Consider the following 18,938-nt stretch of genomic DNA (forward strand, 5'->3'; position numbering starts at 1 on the left):
TCTTCACAATGGAAATTCATGGTTTTACTCAGCATACTTTACCTGTCATCCTTCTATCCAATCAAATATTTTCTCATCATTTTTTCTATACCGAAAGCTCACCGTATAGAAAATTCTTTGTTTTGTCTCGCACTGCAAAGAAACGAGAATCATATCATTTTCAAATTCGTACTTTCCACTCACTTTTCCCTTTGTATATGGAAAGAAAAAGGTACCATCTCTTTCTGTTTTCTGTAAGTCTACTTTTATATCTGCAATAGCTCGATTAATCAACTCTTCCACTAAAAATTTTTGCTCTATTTCAGTATAAAATTTTTTATCAGAAAGCAACATATTCGTTTCGTATACAAAAAAAGAGGTTAATAAAATTAAAAAAATGATTGTTGCTGGCATTGTAAATCCATCTTGTTTTTTCATTCCTTTATTTCCATTTCGCTATATCTTACAACTACACCTTCATGTATTTTCCCACTAGTATCTTTCATATTTATAAAGAACACATGAGGTGTTAGTTTGTACGAAACATTGCCAACCTTTTGTAATATAACTTCCCTTCCACGCATATTCACTTTTCTTATAAGATGATTATTCACTTTTTCATATATCACTTCATCCCCATTACGCAAACGGAAGCGTAAAATACTACCTTTATTTTCAAGGGCCATTATATGTTCCCCAAACGATACCTCACGAAACTCCAGTTGTACTTGGCCTAAAAACACATCCCACTCCCACTCATTTAATCCTTTTGAGTGTTTATTCTCCATTCCGATAAAATGAAGACTCGGTAAAAGTAAAAAGAACAGTGATACTAGAAACAAACATACGATCATTTCTATTAATGTAAATCCAACTTCTAATTTATTTTTCCTCCCACATAAAAACATTGTTCCATCATTCTTCCCTTCACATCTTTCCACATAGTACACACTTCACTTCCTCCCCAATATGTGTAATATACAAGTTCGTTTATAATTTTTTCTTTTACTCGCATTTCCTCATTCTCATACATATATAAAGCTGCTTCTTTTTTTAATAATACGAATGCCTTATAGCGGAGTTGTATATTTTTTCTTTCTTGCATGACCAATACTGTTTGCGGCAGTAGTACCGATACCGCCATCATTAGTATGCTTAACGATACAAGCATTTCAGCCATTATGGATCCTTTTTGATATTTCACGATACGTAAATCTCCCTCTTCCGAGCTGAAATACAATCTCATATTTATAACTTCGATACGAAAGTAAAATTGTACCACCTCTATTAATATTTCCGCTCGGATTATATGTCATCGGATTTGGAAATGTATGCAAATCAATTTGTATATCGTTACCATAGTCTCTCGACACAATAAAATGATTCGTACCCGACTCCTCAATGTAATACGTGTTTTTCTCTTTATACCACCGTAGCGTATAGTATTTCTGACGATTTATCGCTAATTGTTGCATATACAAAATATCATTTGAAAATTGGCTCAAAAATTGTTCGACTTTTTGTTTTTCATATAATGAATGAACATTAAAATACGTAATCATACTTAAGACAGAAATTACAAATAAAACGAGCAACATTTCTAAAAGAGTAAATCCTTTTTGTTTCACAATGTCCCGATTGATACTGTGCCATCATCTGAAATATGAATAGATTCACCATTCGGACACTTATGAGTTGTAATATATTTTTCGTCACTTAGCTCTTTTAACGAAGGAATTTTATTATGCTGTAATTGATATACCTGTATTTGCGCTTCTATAGATTTCACATAGGCTGCGCATCCTTTTCCTTGAACTGATGAGCGCTGCTTCACTACATTCGGAATAATTAATAGTAATAATACAGTTATAACAACCATAACTAATAACATCTCTAACAGAGTAAATCCTTCCTCATTCTGCATGTAAATGCCTCCTAAATGGAATTCATCATTTGAAACATCGGCATAATCATCGCTAAATACATAAGAACAACTATTCCTCCAATGCATGTAAATAAAATCGGTTGAATGATAACTAACATACGTTTCATTTTTTGTTCCATCTTTTCTATAACAAGATCGCTATAGTCCTCTAATTCAACTGCCAAATTACCGTTTGCTTGTCCATGCCTAATAATATAAGAAAGTTCTTTTTCGTAATAACCACTTTTAGCAATGATAGATTGTAACGATTCTCCTGCAATTAATTGCCGTTCAATTCGGGCCGCTTCATACTGAAAAAATCGATTATATTTTTGCTCCATCATTATTGTGAGTGCTTCGAGCACCGATAGTCCGCCGTACAATAAACCACTCAATTGAGTGGAGAAATAATGCGAATGCTTTAAAATAAGAAATACTTTTATGAGAGGAATACGAAGCATGATTTTTACCTGTTCAATATGTGGGAGTTTCCGAAAATAAAACAAATATACGCTACATCCAATAATAAAGATAAGAATACCGCTAATAATAATGTAAGGTATTCGTTTAATTGCACTTAAAATTTGTTCTGTAAATAGCGGCACTGTAGAACCAAATGAACTATACACCATTTCAACCTGCGGTAATAAGATGAGATTGAAAACAGCAAGCATAATCATTAAAAAGAATGCTAATAGCATAGGATACTGCATTATTTTCATCATATCTTTCCTATACTTATCCTTCTTATAAAGAAGTGCGCTCCCTTGTTGCAATGCAAAAGAAATATCACCATGTTTCTCAGCATAAAATAAATAACTTAACATCTCCTGATGAAACATTAATTGATGAAATGAATCGTGTAGACTTCTCCCCTCTTTTAATCCCTCAATCATATGCTGTAATTGTACTTTCTTTTCTATGGGTAATTGAAATCGTAAAAATTCTAGTGCCTGCAAAAGGGAGTATCCTTTTTCTAATAGTTCTCCTAATCGTTTCAACAATACTAATTGCTCACTTAAACTCCATGTTTTCTTAAACATAAACATCTTCTTCTAAAAATCCTAAAGCATACCCTTTTCGTATCGAAGATTCTAATGTTTCATGTTTGTACGTAACACATTCTCCGTTCGCTTCTTTAATCGCTTGTTGCAAATCATATCCATCTAACAACTCGTAAACGCTTGCTTGTCTTACTTGCCGCATTGATTTACATAAAATTGAGCACTTTCCTCTGCAAAATGGACACTTTAATTCAACAAGTCGCTGTGCAGCTACAGCCAATAAAGCTTGTTCAATTTCTTGCCTCGTTATGCCATAATCCATAAATCTGAGTATCGCTCCTTTCGCATCATTCGTATGCAGGGTCGTCATTACTAAATGTCCAGTTAAACTTGCTCTTACAGCTATTTTTGCTGTTTCTTCATCTCGGATTTCACCAACTAATATAATATCTGGATCATGGCGTAAAATAGCCTTTAGTCCAGCCTCATATGTGATACCTGCTTTTTCATTTATTTGAATTTGTAATAAATCGTCTTTTCTTTTTTCAACTGGGTCTTCAAGTGTTACAATTCGACGTGTTTTCCTTTTTCTAATTACCTCTAATAATGCATACATTGTCGTTGTCTTCCCAGAACCAGTCGGTCCAGTAAATACGAGTAGACCATGTGAATAACGTAAAAAAGAGAGGAGTTTTTCCGCCGTACTTGGAAATAACGAAAGATGAGATAACGGCTGCACAGATGCTTGTAAATGAAGGCGAATCACGAGACTTTCTCGATATACAGTCGGAAGTGTTGAAAGACGTAAATACACTTCTTGTCCATCAATTTGTAAATACAATGAACCATTTTGTGGCTTCCGCCTCTCTCCTATATCCATGGATGCCAAAAATTTAAAGTGCGAAACAAGTTTTTCTCCAAACTCCTTTTCAATACATTGTTTCGTAATTAAATCTTTTCCTATACGTAGCTGAACCGCTACATCCTTCTGCCGGGGCACAATATGTAAGTCCGATGCTTGTACCCTACACGCTTCTTTCAAAATTGTATTCGCAAAAATTTCAATTCCATTCATCATTTTCCCTCCTCACTATGTATATAGCATAAAAAAATGCACAATAAAAATTGGGACTTTTGTATTTTCACCTGAATAAAAAGGAAAATTATGTTTGTGAAATTATGAACAATTTCCGAATTATTGTCTGAAATTACCTATATGGAAGTTTATCTGTATTATAATGTTATTATCTTGGATAAAGTGATAAAGGTGGAGATCCTAATGGAACAAGCTTTAAAAATTACAGGTGTATTATCTGACCCAACTCGTTATTACATTTATAAATATATTTCTCAAAAACATAGTTACGTAACTGTACAAGAAATTGCAGATGAGTTTGACATTCATCCAAACGTAGCACGCTTACATTTATCTAAATTAGAAGATGTTCATATGCTTAAATCTGAAACAAAGAAAACTGGAAAGGGTGGAAGACCAAGCAGATTATATGTATTATCTGATGATGTTATCCAATTGCAATTTCCATTCCGTGATTATCAATTATTAGCAAAAATAGCGTTCAATTCTCTTCTTAGCCTTGGAGCTGCTGGTGAAAAAGCGCTATACGAAACAGGAAAACAATTCGGAGCAGAATTAATGCAACAACATATGCACCGCTTAAATGTGAGTGAAGAAGACTTAACAGTAGAACAAAAAGTTCAAATTGCAAAAGAAGCTTTCTCAACAGCTGGTTTATCACCTGCATTTGAATTAAGTGCAGATGGAACAAAAATTTTCTATGATGTACACAATTGTCCATTTAAAGAAGTTGCTGTTCATCACCCAACTGAAATTTGTAATATGCATGGGGATATGATGAAAGGGATTTTTGAAATCCTATTCCCTAACATGGAATTAACACGAAATGATAGTCTACTAGATGGATGTAAATCTTGTAATTATAAATTAACAATTTAATTTCTCATATAAAAAGAAGCCAATTATAATTGGCTTCTTTTTATATGAACGAATATTTACAATAGTAAGAAAAATAAACTATAATGAGGAGAGGTTTACTTTTTCTAGAAAAGGAGGGAGATGGCATGGAGCGCATGTTTCGCGTTCTCGGCTTTTGGACTGGAATTTTCTCGGTTATGTTTTACGTAGGGGATATGCAACAGGCTGCACTACTATTTTTAGGACAAACAGGTTTCTTCGTACTTTTAAGTTATTTAAAATTAACAGAGCGTATGTATATATACGTATTTGGGGCCTACTTAACTGTTTTCTTCATAGGATTTACATACTACACGACGTTTTTACTTGTCCCTGGGGCTGGACATTAAAAGATGGCAATTTGCCATCTTTTTTTTAATCGCGGAATTTCCTAGTTGACTTATAGGTTTTATTACCTTATATTCTATATAACAGATTGGAATTAGGGGGAATCAACATGAATACACTGCTTGTCGGAATTAACGTTGCAGTCATGCTCATTTTAGTCGGCGTATTATATTATATGCAACGTAAGCATGTATCTTTTAATAAACGTGTATTTACTGCTTTAGGAGTCGGAATTTTATTTGGTCTTATATTACAATTTATTTATGAGCCTACTTCTAAAGTAATTATTGAATCAAATACTTGGTTTGGCTTAATCGGTAACGGTTATGTGAAATTGCTTCAAATGATCGTTATGCCACTTATTTTAGTATCTATTATTTCAGCCTTTACAAAATTACAATTAACGAAAAATCTTGGTAAAATCAGTGGCCTTATTATCGGAATTTTAATTCTTACTACAGGAATTGCTGCAGCTGTCGGAATCGCTGCAAGTGCAGGATTTGATGTATCAGCAACAGGCCTACAACAAGGTGATGCAGAATCTGCTCGTCTGAAACTAGTTGAAGAAAGATTTACTTCTATTGAAAAGACAACAATTCCAGACAAATTATTAGAGCTATTACCTACAAATCCATTTCTTGATTTAACAGGTGCTCGTCCAACATCAACAATTTCTGTCGTAATATTTGCAGCCTTTATCGGCATTGCCTTTATAGGTGTAAAACGAAAATATCCAGAACAAGCAGAGTTATTTAAGAAGATGCTTGATGCTGTATATGCAATCGTAATGCGTATGGTAACATTAATTTTACGCCTTACTCCATACGGCGTATTAGCTCTTATGGCAAAAACAGTTGCTGGTAGCGATATAAATGCTATTTTAAAACTTGGTAACTTCGTGTTAGCGTCTTACGTAGCACTTATCGTAATGTTCGTTATTCACTTATTATTAATTGCTCTATCTGGTTTAAATCCAATTCAATATTTGAAAAAGGTATTCCCTGTATTAACATTTGCATTCACATCTCGCTCTAGTGCTGGCGCAATGCCATTAAATATTGAAGCGCAAAAAGAAAAGCTTGGTATTTCCGAAGGGATTGCAAACTTCGCAGCTTCATTCGGAGTATCTATCGGTCAAAACGGTTGCGCAGGTATTTATCCAGCAATGCTTGCAATGATGGTCGCTCCAACTGTAGGAATTGATCCGTTACAACCACAATTTATTTTAACTTTAATCGCTGTCGTTGCTATTAGCTCATTCGGTGTTGCCGGTGTTGGTGGCGGTGCAACATTCGCAGCGTTAATCGTACTATCTACAATGAACTTACCAATTGGCATTGTCGCTCTTGTTATCTCGGTTGAACCATTAATCGATATGGGCCGTACAGCTCTTAACGTAAGTGGTTCTATGACAGCAGGTCTTATTTCTAGTAAATGGCTTGGTGAATTAGATCAAGATACGTACAATCAAGATGATACAAAAACTGGTGAAATTGCTTCATAATAAGAAAAAGACGCTAACATAAAACTGTTAGCGTCTTTTTTTACATCCCATCTTGAAAAGTATCACTCCAAGCATTCTTCTAGTTGCTCTTTTAACTCCTCCTCAATCTCATAATAAGAATAATCAACAAGTTCTCCTACTTTCTTACTCCCCCAAATTCTTGATTGAGTTAGCATTCCTAAAAAGATATTTTCGCATTTCCAAATTGGAATGATATAAAAGTCAATCATCTCACCTTCTTCATCTACTATCGCCATAGAAACTGATGAATAATACCCCGTTTCAAAGGGATCTTCTTTTTCTCTTTCGAATCCAATGTCTAATTCCATACTTTTCTCAATATATAAATGGGCATACTCTCTAAAAAGTTTAAGTGATATTCGCTCTATCTCCTTTTCCATACATTGAATTTTCTCTTTCAATTCCAATGTAAAATCTCGTTCTTTATACTTCATTTCCGTCTCCTTACACATAGAAAAAGAGAATACAATAACATATTCTCTTTTCTCAAATATATTTCATTATCTCACAGCCCGTCCTTTTCACAAATAACCATTCTGCTCGCACCATTTATGAAATTGTCCTACGTCCACTCCAACTAACACGATATCCTTTAGCTCGACATCAATACTTTGTTCTCCAATTATAATAGCGAAGTGTGGTTTTAATTGTTCTTCGTTTTTCTTTACAATTCCAATTCGGTTCCGATGCGGTCCATCTTTTATATATGCTTTTTGCCCTACAATATCAAAGTTCAAGATTCTCACCTCTTTTACTGCGCTCAAATTGGAAATACAATCTCCACCTCGGAAAATTTCCTTTCATTGCACTATTTCTCTATATATATGACGAAACAATAAAAGAGTCCTTCCTTCTTTACAATTATTTTTTCTTTGTTTCATTTTTATGATTGAAACGTAAAGTTTATAATAAAATACACTTGGAAGCGCTTTCTATGTAATTTTTTATGTTATAATATAAAAGTAGAACTTCGTAAAGAGGGTTAAAAAATGAATACAAAAATAATAAAAAAAGTAATTGACGCATTAAAAGTATATGGCTTTCAGGATGTATCATTCTGTGACAAAACGAAACAATTTTTATTTCATAACGAAACGGATATTATGAGCGGCTATGCAGAAATAACATATAGTAGTCAATTTGAAAAATTTAACGTACAAATTCATCCAATTGAAACACATCATCAAGCAGAGTTACAAGAGGTTGAAAGACATATACAAGCTTGTATAAGAAAAGTGGAATATTTAAACGCACTTCTTACTGGGCAGACAAAACTAGATGATAAAATTATTATTATGTAAAAAAAGAACGTGATATCCTCACGTTCTTTTTTCATTATACGTTCATCTTTTCCTTCAGTTGTAATCCTGTAATGGATTCTAATACATCCATCGCTTCTCCAAACGTCATATCAAAAATCGTCTTATCCTCTATGTATGGAAACTGTCTGAAACGCTTTTCTAACATCTTCACAGCATCTGATGTAAAGTTTGCACTATCAACACCAAATTCTGTTTCAAGAAGCACGATCCAATCTAACACATGAAAACCTAATCCATTTACGAATGAAATCAGTTTCTCTTCTGGTTGTGAAGATAAGAATACGTATCGCTCCATCTCACTGAATAGTTCTTCGCCTAAAATTTCTGCTAATTCATCATCATGTTCGCGTTCAATAATATCTTCATATCCGTAATCATCAGTAAGCTCTTCTACTTCTTCACTATCTGCAAAAAGCAATTGACTAAGAAGCGCATCTCTCTTAAATTCACTCTTTTGTACCACTTCTAAAAAACTTGTTTCCCAACCATTTTCTAATTTCATATTATATAGCTCCTTTATATACTTTCCTTATCATCACTGTACCCAAAAGATTATCTTTATAACCTTTTAAACATCCACATTATTCATAACGTGAGCTACAAACTCTTTTGCATCCCCTTCAAAAATATGTACTTCTGGCAAATGGTAAAATGTTGTTTGCAGCGAATTTCCTTCATGATACATATATATTTTTTTCTCTAGTGCAATGGCCATTCCAAACTCTGTATGACTTCCATTTCCACCATCTAATATAAATAAAAAGACATCGGCTTCCTTTATAGCATTCTTTTCCGCCTCACCAATTTCTCTTAATTTTTCTTGGTTAACTGCTCTTTCGTTTTTTGTCCAATCATATGTATGGTGCCATCCTGCTTCTTTTAACTGGCCTGATACAAAACGAACAATGTGTTTATTTTGAAATCCCGATGCTATATAAAATTTCATTTATGTTCATCCTTTAAATCTGTATGGGGAAACTCCTTTTAGCGTTACTTGCTATAGATATAATAAAGAACGACATCCAAAAAAAATCCCCATCTTTAGAACTTATTTGCGTTTAAATGATGGGTTGCTTCATGGTCTTCTTTTGTTTTTTGTTTTTTATAACTTTCATCAGCTAACATTTCTAGTTCTGCTGTTATTTCTGATTTTTCAAGCTCTCGTTCTTGCGAAAATTTCCTTGAAATATAAACAATCACACTACCAACGTACAACACAAAGCATATAATAAGTGCAGTATTTTCATAGAGACTTAGCTCCAACACAGTCACTCCTAATCCATTCGTATTTTCACGCTTAATCAATTGGAATTTCCCTACTAACCATTTGTTATTGTAACATAAAAATATCAATTCTTGGAATCTTTCATCCTATTAAAAAAGACATGATTGTATAATCATGCCTCTGAAATATGTTTAATAATAGTTTTAATCGCTTCTTCTCCATTGTATTTCTTTAATGCCCTTTTATACACCTCATTATTTTGATCTAACTCTTCGACATGCTTTATAAGAGAATTCATAGTAACATCTTCTTCGTACAATACTGAGGCATAACCTTGTTTTTCGAAGGATTCTGCATTTAAAATTTGATCTCCACGACTAGCAAATTTTGATAAGGGAATTAAAACCATTGGCTTTTCTAATGTTAAAAACTCAAAGATTGCATTGGATCCCGCACGTGAAATAACAAAATCTGTTGCCGCTAATATGTCTGGTAACTCCTCATGGATATATTCAAATTGTTTATATCCTTCTTTATTTTGTAAGCTTTCATCAAGATTACCTTTTCCGCAAAGATGAACAATTTGATACTTTTTAAGAAGTTTTGGTAACGCTTCTCGAACTGTTTCATTGATTTTCTTCGCACCCAAACTTCCACCCATAATTGTAATAACCGGCTTTTTACGTGAAAAACTTAAAAACGCTAAACCTTTTTCACGATTTCCCTTTAGCACTTCTTCACGTACAGGAGCTCCCGTATATATTACTTTTTCTTTCGGTAAATGTTTCGCTGCTTCCTCAAATGTAACAAATATTTTCGAAGCAAAACGGAGCGCAATTTTGTTTGCTAGTCCTGGTGTCATATCGGATTCATGCAATAAAACTGGCACTCTATTTAACCATCCTCCAATTACGACTGGTACAGATACGAAACCACCTTTTGAAAAAATTACATCCGGTTTTAGTTTTCGAATCCTTACATACGCATCCATAACCCCCTTCATTACAAGAAAAGGATCTTTTATATTTTTCAAATCAAAATAACGACGTAGCTTTCCACTCGCAATACTATAGTACGGAATGCCCTCTTTTTCTATAATCGCTTTCTCAATCCCTTGATGAGAACCAATATAAGAGATATCCCAATGCTGTTCTTGTAAATATGGAATGATGGCTAAATTAGGTGTTACATGCCCTGCCGAACCGCCACCTGTAAAGACTATTTTCTTCATACGTCTCCCCCTTCTACACTATAGTACACTAAAATACCTTGCCTCAGGGTGAGAAAATACCATAGCCGTTACTGATGCTTCTGGTTCCATCATGAATCCTTCCGTTAATGAAATACCTATTTCCTCTGGATGAATTAGACGGAACAATTTTTCTTGATCCGCAAGTTCTGGGCATGCTGGATAACCAAATGACACACGTATTCCTCTATATTTCGTACGGAAACGCTCTTCCATCGTCAGTTCAGGTGAATCTGGAATGCCCCAGCGGTCACGAATGAGCATATGTGTTTTTTCAGCAAGCCCCTCTGCTAATTCAAGCGCTAACGATTGAATTGCATGACTGCGTAAATAATCTCCCTTCGCCTTCCACTCCTCAGCAATATCCCGAACTCCTTCCCCAACAGTAACAGATAAGAAAGCGACATAGTCCATCTCATCTCCAATAGGGCGCAAATAATCACCTAAAGTACGGTATGGTGCTTTTCCTTGTCTAGGAAATGTGAAACGCTCTATTACGCGCGTATGATCTTCTGGATCATATATTACGATGTTTTGTCCATCGCTTTGCGCTGGGAAAAATTGATACACTGCTTTCGGTTTTAACCAAGATTGTCCTTCCACCAATAATTCGTCTATTAAATCATTTAATTCGTGCGCTCTTTTATCCCCCTCTTTCAAAAGCTTCTTCACATTTCCTTTTAATCCAAGGTGATGTCCAAGTAACATTTGTCTATTTAAAAATGGGGCAAGATGTGAGACAGGAACATCTCGTAATACAATTCGTTTTGTTGAATCAGGCACCATAACCTCTGATTTTGGTAATGGCTCAATTACTGCTGGAATTTCCACTTTCTTCTCTTCTTTTTTTACGATATGAAGATGACGTTCTTTTTTATCCTGTTTCATCTTCTCACGCTCTTCTTCTTTTTGAAGCTTATTAATAATATCAAGACCTGTCATCGCATCGCTCGCATAACATACGAGCCCTTTATACGATGGAGAAATACGATTATCTGTAAACTTTCTCGTTAACGCTGCACCACCAACAACAATTGGAATATCAATATTCGCCGCTTTTAAATCCTCAGCAGTTGTTACCATTTGTTGTGCTGATTTTACTAGCAAGCCAGAAAGACCTATAATATCAGGTTTTTTTTCTTGCACTTCTTGAACGATTCGATCCGAACGAACATTAATTCCTAAATTAATAATCTCATATCCGTTATTTGATAAAATAATTTCAACAAGATTTTTCCCAATATCATGTACGTCCCCTTTAACGGTCGCTAATAATACTTTTCCTTTTTTCGCACTATCGCTAGATTCCATATGCGGCTCCAAATAACTTACAGCAGCTTTCATACTTTCAGCACTTTGCAATACTTCAGCAACTATAAGTTCATTATTATTAAATAATCGTCCCACCTCATCCATTCCTGTCATAAGTGGACCATTAATAATATCCAAAGGTTTTCTTCCCTCTGTCAGCGCGAGACTTAAATCTTCATGTAATCCTTGCTTTGTACCTTCTACAATATAGTTGGCTAGTCGCTCATCAAGCGTTAATGTTTCTTGAACAACAACCTCTTTCTTTTTAGCAACACGATAAAAATTCGTAAATTCTTCTAACGTCTCTTTCGTCGTTTCAAATAATAATGCATCTGCAAGACGTTTTTCTTCCTCTGGAATTGACGCATAGCGCTCTAATTTCTCAGTATTAACAATCGCATAATCTAATCCTGCTTTCGTTGCATGATATAAAAAGACAGAATTTAACACTTCACGTCCAGCTGGTGGTAAACCAAATGATATATTACTCACACCTAAAATCGTTAAACATTCTGGTAACGCTTCTTTAATAAGTCGAATTCCTTCTATCGTCGCTGCCGCTGAACCGATGTATTCTTCATCACCTGTCCCTACTGGAAATACAAGTGCATCAAAAATAATATCTGACGGGCGTATACCATATTTCGTCGTCAATAATTCATAACTTCTTTTCGCAATTTCTAGTTTTCTTTCAGCACTTACTGCCATACCATCTTCGTCAATTGTCCCAACTACAATTGCGGCACCATACTTGCGAAGCAGTGGCGTTACCTTTTCAAAACGCTCTTCTCCATCTTCTAAGTTAATAGAGTTAATAACAGCTTTCCCTTGAATATAAGTAAGTGCTCTCGCCATTACATTTTCATCTGTTGAATCAATCATAATCGGTACTTTTAACACTTTTGTAACTTCTGATAAGAATTTTTCCATATCTTCTATTTCATCACGGTCAGGGTCTGCCATACAAATATCAATAATATGAGCATTTTTCTTCACTTGTGCTCTTGCCACTTCAGCAGCCTCTTCAAATTTACCTTCTGCCACTAATCGTTTAAATTTACGTGACCCTATAACATTCGTTCTTTCACCCACAAATAACGGTCTCATAGACTCATCATATTGCAGCGCCTCTAATCCACTAATTCCATGTCCGGCTCGTTCATTTTGCTCACGCGGTGTAAGAGATGCTAGCGCTTCTTTCATTGCTCTTATATGTTCTGGTGTTGTGCCGCAACAACCACCAATAATATTAATCCATCCTTCTTCAGCAAATCGCTTCACTTTTTCAGCGAGAGAAGATGGAGATTCATGATAATGTCCATCTTCATCAGGAAGACCTGCATTTGGATAACAAGAAATGTAACACTCCGATAAATCAGATAAAGAACGAATATGGTCTCTCATAAACTCCGGACCAGTCGCGCAGTTTAATCCAACAGATAATGGCTTCATATGTTCTACGGATAAGTAAAAAGCCTCAATTGTTTGCCCAGCCAGAGTCGTCCCCATCGGCTCAATCGTCCCAGAGATCATAATAGGAACAATTTTATTTAGTTCTTCAAAAGCAGCTTGAATTCCAATATAAGCAGCTTTCACATTACGCATATCTTGACTCGTCTCAACGAGTAACACATCAACTTCGCCATTTAATAATCCCCTCGCCTGCCTAGTATAAGCTTCTATTAGTTCTTCAAATGTAACTCCTCCTGTAACACTAATTGCTTTCGTTGTCGGTCCCATCGCACCTGCAACATATACTTCATTCCCACTTTCTTTAACAGCTTGTTTCGCTAATCGTGCTGCCTTTTCATTTAGTTCTTCATCTAAATGAGACAGCTCATAATCACTTAATACGATATTTGTCGCCCCAAATGTATTTGTTTCAATAATGTCAGCTCCAGCTTCAATATAAGCTTTATGAATCTTTAAAATAACATCCGGCCTTGTTTCTACTAAATATTCATTACAGCCCTCGTACTCTTCTCCTCCGAAATCTTCCGCAGTTAAGTCCTCTTGTTGTATCATTGTCCCCATTGCACCGTCTAATATTAAAATGTTATTTTGTAATTTTTCTTCTATACACTTCATCCATTAATACCTTCTTTCACTTCTTGCTTTTCTCTCACATATTTAACAAGATGTTCTGTAATTTCATATTTTAGAAATGGTGTAATTAAATAGATACCGTTAAAATATTTCATCGCTGCATCGATCAACTCTTGTGAAATACGAATCCCTTCCTCGATAGCTGCCTTTTTCGTTTCGTGTCCATCCATTCTCTCTCTTATTTCTTCAGGAAGAGTAATACCCGGCACCTCAAAATGGAGAAAGTCTGCATTCCGCTTACTTACTAATGGCATAATTCCAATAAAAATAGGTTGTTCCAAATGTTTTGTTGCTTCATATACTTCTTCTATTAAAGCAACATCATATATCGGCTGTGTTAAGAAATATTCAGCCCCAGCATCTATTTTTCGTTCCATTCGCTTTACCGCTGCTTTTAAATGCCTTACGTGAGGATTAAAAGCACCTCCGACTGAAAACCTTGTTGCCGGTCCAATGGATTTCCCTAAAATGGAACGTCCATCGTTCATTTCTTTAATCATTTTAATTAACTCTATAGAGGACAGATCATATACAGAAGTTGCTCCCGGAAAATCACCAACGCGCGCTGGATCACCAGTTAAAGCTAATACTTCCTCCATACCTAACGCTGATAAACCTAGTAAATGAGATTGTAGTCCAATGACGTTATGGTCTCTACACGTTAAATGTGTCAATACTGGAATATCGTGCTTCGTTAATAGTGCGCCCATTGCCATATTCGAAACACGAGGCGATGCTAATGAATTATCTGCTAGAGTAATAGCGTCTGCTCCCGCTCTTTTTAACGCTCTTGCTCCTTCAAAAAACCGCTGTGTATCTAACGTTTTCGGCGGATCTAATTCCACTACAACTGTCGTTTGTTTTTTTGCCTTTTCCGCAAGAGTAACCTTTGCCTTCGAACGCTTCTCGTGTGTATGAACTACTTTCGGTCTTTGAATTGTGTCTTTTTCTATTACAGGTGTAACATTCGCAACAGCGCGCTTCATACTTTGAATATGTTCTGGAGTCGTACCACAACAACCACCCAATAACCGAATACCTTGCTCAATAAATTTTGGTGTCATCGCTTCGAAATAAGCTGGGCTTCCCTCATATACGTAACGCCCCTCCACATAATTTGGGAGACCTGCATTTGGGTATGCTGATAAATAGCCATTCTGCGGAATCGATATCATTTTGAAAGCTTCCGTCATATGAAGTGGCCCTAGTTGACAGTTCAATCCAACAACATTTGCACCGTAATCTATAAGCTGCTTTAATATTTCATTGACATCATTTCCATTTTGAGTCGTACCTGCTTCATGTAACGCTACTTGAGCAACAATCGGAATATTCGTTTGCTTACGCAATACTTTAACGGCATGAAGTAATTCAAATTCATCGTAAAAAGTTTCTAATAGTAATCCATCAACCTGTTCTTCTAGTAAAGCACCTGCCTGTTCAAGTAGCATAAATTCTCGCTCCATATCAGTCGTTGTGACAGCTCCGATATGTTTCATACCACCGATTGTTCCTAAAATTGCATTTCTGTTTGTAACAGATGCTTTCGCAAGCTTCACTGCCGCTTTATTAATCTGAACAACTTGATTTTCTAAGCCATACATACGTAATTTCGCCTCATTTGCTCCATACGTATTTGTTTGAATCACATCTGCACCAGCAGCTACATATTGTTTATGAATCGATATAATTAGGTCTGGATCAGATACATTCAATTCTTCAAAACTACTTTGCAAACCATGTGAATGTAATAACGTTCCAACCGCACCATCACCTATTACAATTCCTTTTGATAATAAATCTAGTAATTTCACGAATCTCCCTCATTTCTATCAATATAAAAACCCCCTCTTCACTTTGAAGAGGGGGACATAATTGTTCCGCCTCTTATTATGCAAAACATTCGTTTTGCAGGTATTAGCACCGTTTCAAACATTTCGTTTGAAGGTTGCCGGGTTTCACAGGGCCTTTCCCTCCACCGCTCTCAATAAGAGTTGTCTTTATTATTTTATTTATGTAGCTAAAAGGAAATGCGTTCCCCTTTTAACAATGTTTGTTAATTTTTTATAAATTTAGCATGCACAAATATAAAAGTCAATGACACTTGCGGAAAAATAAAAATTATTTAAAATAAAGTTGCAATTCAATTAACTTTTGTTGTAAAGTTAAAAACATAATAAAAATTTCATACGAACATTCTTATCTAGAGAGGTAGAGGGACTGGCCCTATGACGCCTCAGCAACCATTAACATTTGTTAATAAGGTGCTAATTCCAGCAAATTGTGAAAGATTTGACAGATGAGAAGAAGACTCTATTCAATCCGAAAGCCTTCTTCTTAGAAGGCTTTTTTTATTTTATATTCAACTACTGGTTCAATTTAAAAAGGAGGAATTTTTACATGTCAACTATCGAAACAAAACTAGCACAAATCGGAAATCGTAGCGAAACTACAACAGGAACTGTTAATCCACCCGTTTATTTCTCAACCGCTTATCGTCACGAAGGACTTGGTAAATCTACCGGCTTTGACTATTCACGAACTGGAAATCCAACTCGTGGTCTTTTAGAACAGGCAATCGCAGACTTAGAATATGGCCAACAAGGTTATGCCTGTAGTTCAGGTATGGCAGCTGTTCTCCTCGTCCTTTCATTATTCCGTTCTGGAGATGAACTTATTGTATCCGAAGATTTATACGGGGGAACGTATCGCTTATTTTCCGAACACGAAAAAAAGTGGAATGTTCGATGTAGATACGTAAATACACAATCTATTAAACAAATTGAGCAAGCTATCACAACTGAAACGAAGGCTATTTTCATAGAAACTCCGACTAATCCATTAATGCAAGTTACTGATATTGCCGCTGTCGCAACTGTAGCGAAAAGACACAGACTACTTCTTATCGTAGACAATACATTCTACACGCCTTATATACAGCAGCCATTAACAGAAGGTGCTGACATCGTACTTCATAGTGCAACGAAATATTTAGGTGGGCATAATGATGTATTAAGCGGACTTGTCGTTGCAAAAGGAAAGGAACTTTGTGAGGAAATCGCTCATTATCATAATGCCTCCGGTGCTGTCTTAAGCCCATTTGACTCATGGCTATTAATTCGTGGTATGAAAACTTTAGCGCTTCGCATGAAACAACATGAAGAAAATGCGAAAGCAGTTGTTGCTTATTTAAATGATGAGGATGGTGTGACAGATGTCTTTTATCCAGGGAGAGGCGGTATGATTTCATTCCGACTTAAAGATGAAGCTTGGATTAATCCATTCTTACAATCTTTATCCTTAATCACATTTGCCGAAAGTCTTGGTGGTGTAGAAAGTTTAATGACTTATCCAGCAACGCAAACACATGCTGATATTCCAGAAGAAATCAGAACGGCGAACGGTGTATGTAATCGTCTTCTTCGATTCTCCGTCGGCATTGAAAACAGCAATGATTTAATTCAAGACTTAAATCAAGCCATTAAACTTGTAAAAGAAGGTGTGAGAATATGAGTTATTCTATAGATACACTCTTACTACACAACCAATATAAACACGATGCACAAACAGGAGCTGTTAACGTTCCCATTTATAACACATCAACATTTCACCAGTTTGATGTAGATACTTTTGGCAAATACGACTATAGCAGATCTGGAAATCCAACTCGTGAAGCTCTGGAAGATATCATTGCTTTATTAGAAGGCGGAACAAAAGGATTCGCCTTTGCCTCAGGCATTGCAGCGATTTCTACTGCTTTTCTCCTTCTTTCACAAGGCGATCACGTTCTCATTTCAGAAGACGTATACGGAGGCACTTATCGAATTATAACTGAAGTACTCTCCCGTTACGGTGTTTCACATACATTTGTTGATATGACCAATTTAGAAGAAATAAAGCAAAATATTAAATCGAATACGAAACTCTTTTATGTAGAAACACCATCTAACCCACTTTTAAAAGTAACAGATATTCGCGAGGTTTCTAAACTCGCAAAATCTATTGGTGCTCTTACATTTGTTGATAATACTTTTTTGACACCATTATTCCAGAAGCCACTTGATCTTGGCGCCGATGTCGTTCTTCATAGTGCTACAAAATTTATTGCTGGTCACAGTGATGTTACTGCCGGATTAGCGGTCGTAACAGATGCCGAACTCGCTCAAAAGCTTGGATTTTTACAAAATGCATTTGGCGCTATTTTAGGACCTCAAGATTGTTCTCTCGTACTTCGCGGTCTAAAAACATTACATGTACGTCTTGAGCACTCAGCTGCAAATGCCAATAAAATTGCACACTATTTGCAAGAGCATGCTAAAGTACAAAATGTCTATTATCCGGGATTACAAACACATCTTGGATTTAATATTCAACAATCTCAAGCAACGTCAGCTGGAGCGGTCTTATCGTTTACTTTGCAGTCAGAAGATGCACTCCGCCAATTTTTATCAAAAGTAAAATTACCTGTTTTTGCAGTGAGTTTAGGAGCTGTCGAATCGATTCTTTCCTACCCAGCTAAAATGTCCCACGCCGCACTGTCGCAAAAAGCTCGTGATGAAAGAGGTATCTCTAATTCATTACTTCGCTTATCAGTCGGTCTTGAAAATGTTAACGATTTAATATCCGATTTTGAAAATGCCCTCTCTTATGTAGAAGAACCTGTAAATGCGTAGAGAGAAAAGAAGATATGAGATTAAGTTTTCATATCTTCTTTTTATGCGGTTTAGTATATTCTTTTTAGTGTTTTTTCTTTTTGTACTCAAATTTTTTTGGCTTCTTCAACCATCCTCCTCGTTAGTCTAATGAGGGGTAGCGTCAGGAAAATGCGGATTTACAACGCTAAGGAAATATCACTTATTAAAAAAAGCCGATTCCTGGTCTTATCCCTGTCAAGTAGACAGTATTAAAAAGACTAAGCAGCCATCGAGATTCGATATTCTATCGGAGCTCGA

At 35.7% G+C, this 18,938-nt stretch carries 21 protein-coding genes and 2 riboswitches; of the genes, 6 read left to right on the plus strand and 15 right to left on the minus strand.

What is annotated here, in order from left to right:
- Nucleotides 1-45: 45 nt before the first annotated feature.
- Genes comGG through comGA form a run of 7 tightly spaced genes read right to left on the minus strand, consistent with a single transcriptional unit; the run spans nucleotide 46 to nucleotide 3,982 of the window.
- The gene (gene comGG, locus G9F74_RS03095; RefSeq protein WP_000743703.1) at nucleotides 46-417 is read right to left on the minus strand and encodes a competence type IV pilus minor pilin ComGG; all 372 of its coding nucleotides are present in this window, start codon (nucleotides 415-417) and stop codon (nucleotides 46-48) included.
- Nucleotides 414-887: a competence type IV pilus minor pilin ComGF gene (gene comGF / locus G9F74_RS03100; RefSeq protein WP_016109089.1), complete on the minus strand. Its 474-nt coding sequence runs from the start codon at nucleotides 885-887 to the stop codon at nucleotides 414-416. The genes comGG and comGF overlap by 4 nt, the downstream gene beginning before the upstream one ends.
- Entirely contained in the window at nucleotides 857-1,159 is a 303-nt protein-coding gene (locus tag G9F74_RS03105) for a hypothetical protein (protein ID WP_000829525.1), read from the minus strand. The genes comGF and G9F74_RS03105 overlap by 31 nt, the downstream gene beginning before the upstream one ends.
- Nucleotides 1,152-1,607, minus strand: coding sequence for a competence type IV pilus minor pilin ComGD (gene comGD, locus G9F74_RS03110; RefSeq protein WP_000810404.1), 456 nt, complete (start codon nucleotides 1,605-1,607; stop codon nucleotides 1,152-1,154). Before comGD ends, G9F74_RS03105 begins: the two co-directional genes overlap by 8 nt.
- The gene (gene comGC, locus G9F74_RS03115) at nucleotides 1,604-1,903 is read right to left on the minus strand and encodes a competence type IV pilus major pilin ComGC (RefSeq protein ID WP_001178691.1); all 300 of its coding nucleotides are present in this window, start codon (nucleotides 1,901-1,903) and stop codon (nucleotides 1,604-1,606) included. Before comGC ends, comGD begins: the two co-directional genes overlap by 4 nt.
- 11 nt (nucleotides 1,904-1,914) lie before the next feature.
- A complete protein-coding gene (comGB, locus tag G9F74_RS03120; protein ID WP_016109090.1) occupies nucleotides 1,915-2,952 on the minus strand; it encodes a competence type IV pilus assembly protein ComGB in 1,038 nt (345 codons plus the stop codon).
- Complete coding sequence (gene comGA / locus G9F74_RS03125) at nucleotides 2,939-3,982, minus strand: competence type IV pilus ATPase ComGA (RefSeq protein ID WP_001013172.1); 1,044 nt, start codon at nucleotides 3,980-3,982, stop codon at nucleotides 2,939-2,941. Before comGA ends, comGB begins: the two co-directional genes overlap by 14 nt.
- Before the next feature lie 204 nt (nucleotides 3,983-4,186).
- Between comGA and G9F74_RS03130 the strand changes: the two genes are divergently transcribed.
- The 3 genes from G9F74_RS03130 to G9F74_RS03140 all read left to right on the plus strand — a co-directional run bounded on the left by G9F74_RS03130 (nucleotide 4,187) and on the right by G9F74_RS03140 (nucleotide 6,752).
- Nucleotides 4,187-4,882, plus strand: coding sequence for a helix-turn-helix transcriptional regulator (locus tag G9F74_RS03130; protein WP_000434114.1), 696 nt, complete (start codon nucleotides 4,187-4,189; stop codon nucleotides 4,880-4,882).
- Nucleotides 4,883-5,007: 125 nt separating this feature from the next.
- Complete coding sequence (locus G9F74_RS03135; protein WP_000440717.1) at nucleotides 5,008-5,250, plus strand: DUF2626 domain-containing protein; 243 nt, start codon at nucleotides 5,008-5,010, stop codon at nucleotides 5,248-5,250.
- Between the two features lie 107 nt (nucleotides 5,251-5,357).
- Nucleotides 5,358-6,752 (plus strand): L-cystine transporter, encoded by a 1,395-nt coding sequence (locus tag G9F74_RS03140; protein WP_001094345.1) that lies wholly within the window; start codon nucleotides 5,358-5,360, stop codon nucleotides 6,750-6,752.
- 62 nt (nucleotides 6,753-6,814) lie between these two features.
- Here G9F74_RS03140 and G9F74_RS03145 read toward each other — a convergent pair whose 3' ends face one another.
- Nucleotides 6,815-7,207 carry a hypothetical protein gene (locus G9F74_RS03145; RefSeq protein WP_000875408.1) on the minus strand — a complete coding sequence of 131 codons (393 nt, stop codon included), beginning with the start codon at nucleotides 7,205-7,207 and terminating at the stop codon, nucleotides 6,815-6,817.
- Nucleotides 7,208-7,294: 87 nt separating this feature from the next.
- The gene (locus tag G9F74_RS03150) at nucleotides 7,295-7,510 is read right to left on the minus strand and encodes a DUF3912 family protein (protein WP_001008324.1); all 216 of its coding nucleotides are present in this window, start codon (nucleotides 7,508-7,510) and stop codon (nucleotides 7,295-7,297) included.
- A 252-nt stretch (nucleotides 7,511-7,762) separates the two neighbouring features.
- Between G9F74_RS03150 and G9F74_RS03155 the strand changes: the two genes are divergently transcribed.
- Nucleotides 7,763-8,074 carry a hypothetical protein gene (locus tag G9F74_RS03155; RefSeq protein ID WP_001092833.1) on the plus strand — a complete coding sequence of 104 codons (312 nt, stop codon included), beginning with the start codon at nucleotides 7,763-7,765 and terminating at the stop codon, nucleotides 8,072-8,074.
- Between the two features lie 34 nt (nucleotides 8,075-8,108).
- On the opposite strand, the gene G9F74_RS03160 is transcribed toward G9F74_RS03155, so the two are convergent.
- The 6 genes from G9F74_RS03160 to G9F74_RS03185 form a co-directional block, all read right to left on the minus strand.
- Nucleotides 8,109-8,597, minus strand: a complete 489-nt coding sequence (locus G9F74_RS03160) for a hypothetical protein (RefSeq protein WP_016109091.1) — start codon at nucleotides 8,595-8,597, stop codon at nucleotides 8,109-8,111.
- A 66-nt stretch (nucleotides 8,598-8,663) separates the two neighbouring features.
- Nucleotides 8,664-9,041, minus strand: a complete 378-nt coding sequence (locus tag G9F74_RS03165) for a nucleoside 2-deoxyribosyltransferase (protein WP_016109092.1) — start codon at nucleotides 9,039-9,041, stop codon at nucleotides 8,664-8,666.
- A gap of 95 nt (nucleotides 9,042-9,136) precedes the next feature.
- A complete protein-coding gene (locus G9F74_RS03170) occupies nucleotides 9,137-9,397 on the minus strand; it encodes a DUF3966 domain-containing protein (protein WP_079996683.1) in 261 nt (86 codons plus the stop codon).
- Between the two features lie 95 nt (nucleotides 9,398-9,492).
- Entirely contained in the window at nucleotides 9,493-10,551 is a 1,059-nt protein-coding gene (locus tag G9F74_RS03175; protein ID WP_000724784.1) for an undecaprenyldiphospho-muramoylpentapeptide beta-N-acetylglucosaminyltransferase, read from the minus strand.
- An 18-nt stretch (nucleotides 10,552-10,569) separates the two neighbouring features.
- The gene (gene metH / locus G9F74_RS03180) at nucleotides 10,570-13,968 is read right to left on the minus strand and encodes a methionine synthase (protein WP_000649705.1); all 3,399 of its coding nucleotides are present in this window, start codon (nucleotides 13,966-13,968) and stop codon (nucleotides 10,570-10,572) included.
- Nucleotides 13,965-15,800, minus strand: coding sequence for a bifunctional homocysteine S-methyltransferase/methylenetetrahydrofolate reductase (locus G9F74_RS03185; protein WP_016109093.1), 1,836 nt, complete (start codon nucleotides 15,798-15,800; stop codon nucleotides 13,965-13,967). Before G9F74_RS03185 ends, metH begins: the two co-directional genes overlap by 4 nt.
- A 70-nt stretch (nucleotides 15,801-15,870) precedes the next feature.
- Nucleotides 15,871-15,980, minus strand: a riboswitch (SAM riboswitch).
- 202 nt (nucleotides 15,981-16,182) lie between these two features.
- Nucleotides 16,183-16,292, plus strand: a riboswitch (SAM riboswitch).
- Nucleotides 16,293-16,386: 94 nt separating this feature from the next.
- Here G9F74_RS03185 and metI point away from each other — a divergent pair.
- The gene (gene metI / locus G9F74_RS03190; protein WP_000103906.1) at nucleotides 16,387-17,499 is read left to right on the plus strand and encodes a cystathionine gamma-synthase/O-acetylhomoserine thiolyase; all 1,113 of its coding nucleotides are present in this window, start codon (nucleotides 16,387-16,389) and stop codon (nucleotides 17,497-17,499) included.
- On the plus strand, nucleotides 17,496-18,659 hold the full coding sequence (gene metC, locus G9F74_RS03195; protein WP_016109094.1) for a cystathionine beta-lyase: 1,164 nt from the start codon (nucleotides 17,496-17,498) through the stop codon (nucleotides 18,657-18,659). Before metI ends, metC begins: the two co-directional genes overlap by 4 nt.
- Nucleotides 18,660-18,938 lie beyond the last annotated feature (279 nt).

This window comes from Bacillus sp. EKM202B (assembly GCF_011066025.1).
GTDB lineage: Bacteria > Bacillota > Bacilli > Bacillales > Bacillaceae_G > Bacillus_A > Bacillus_A toyonensis.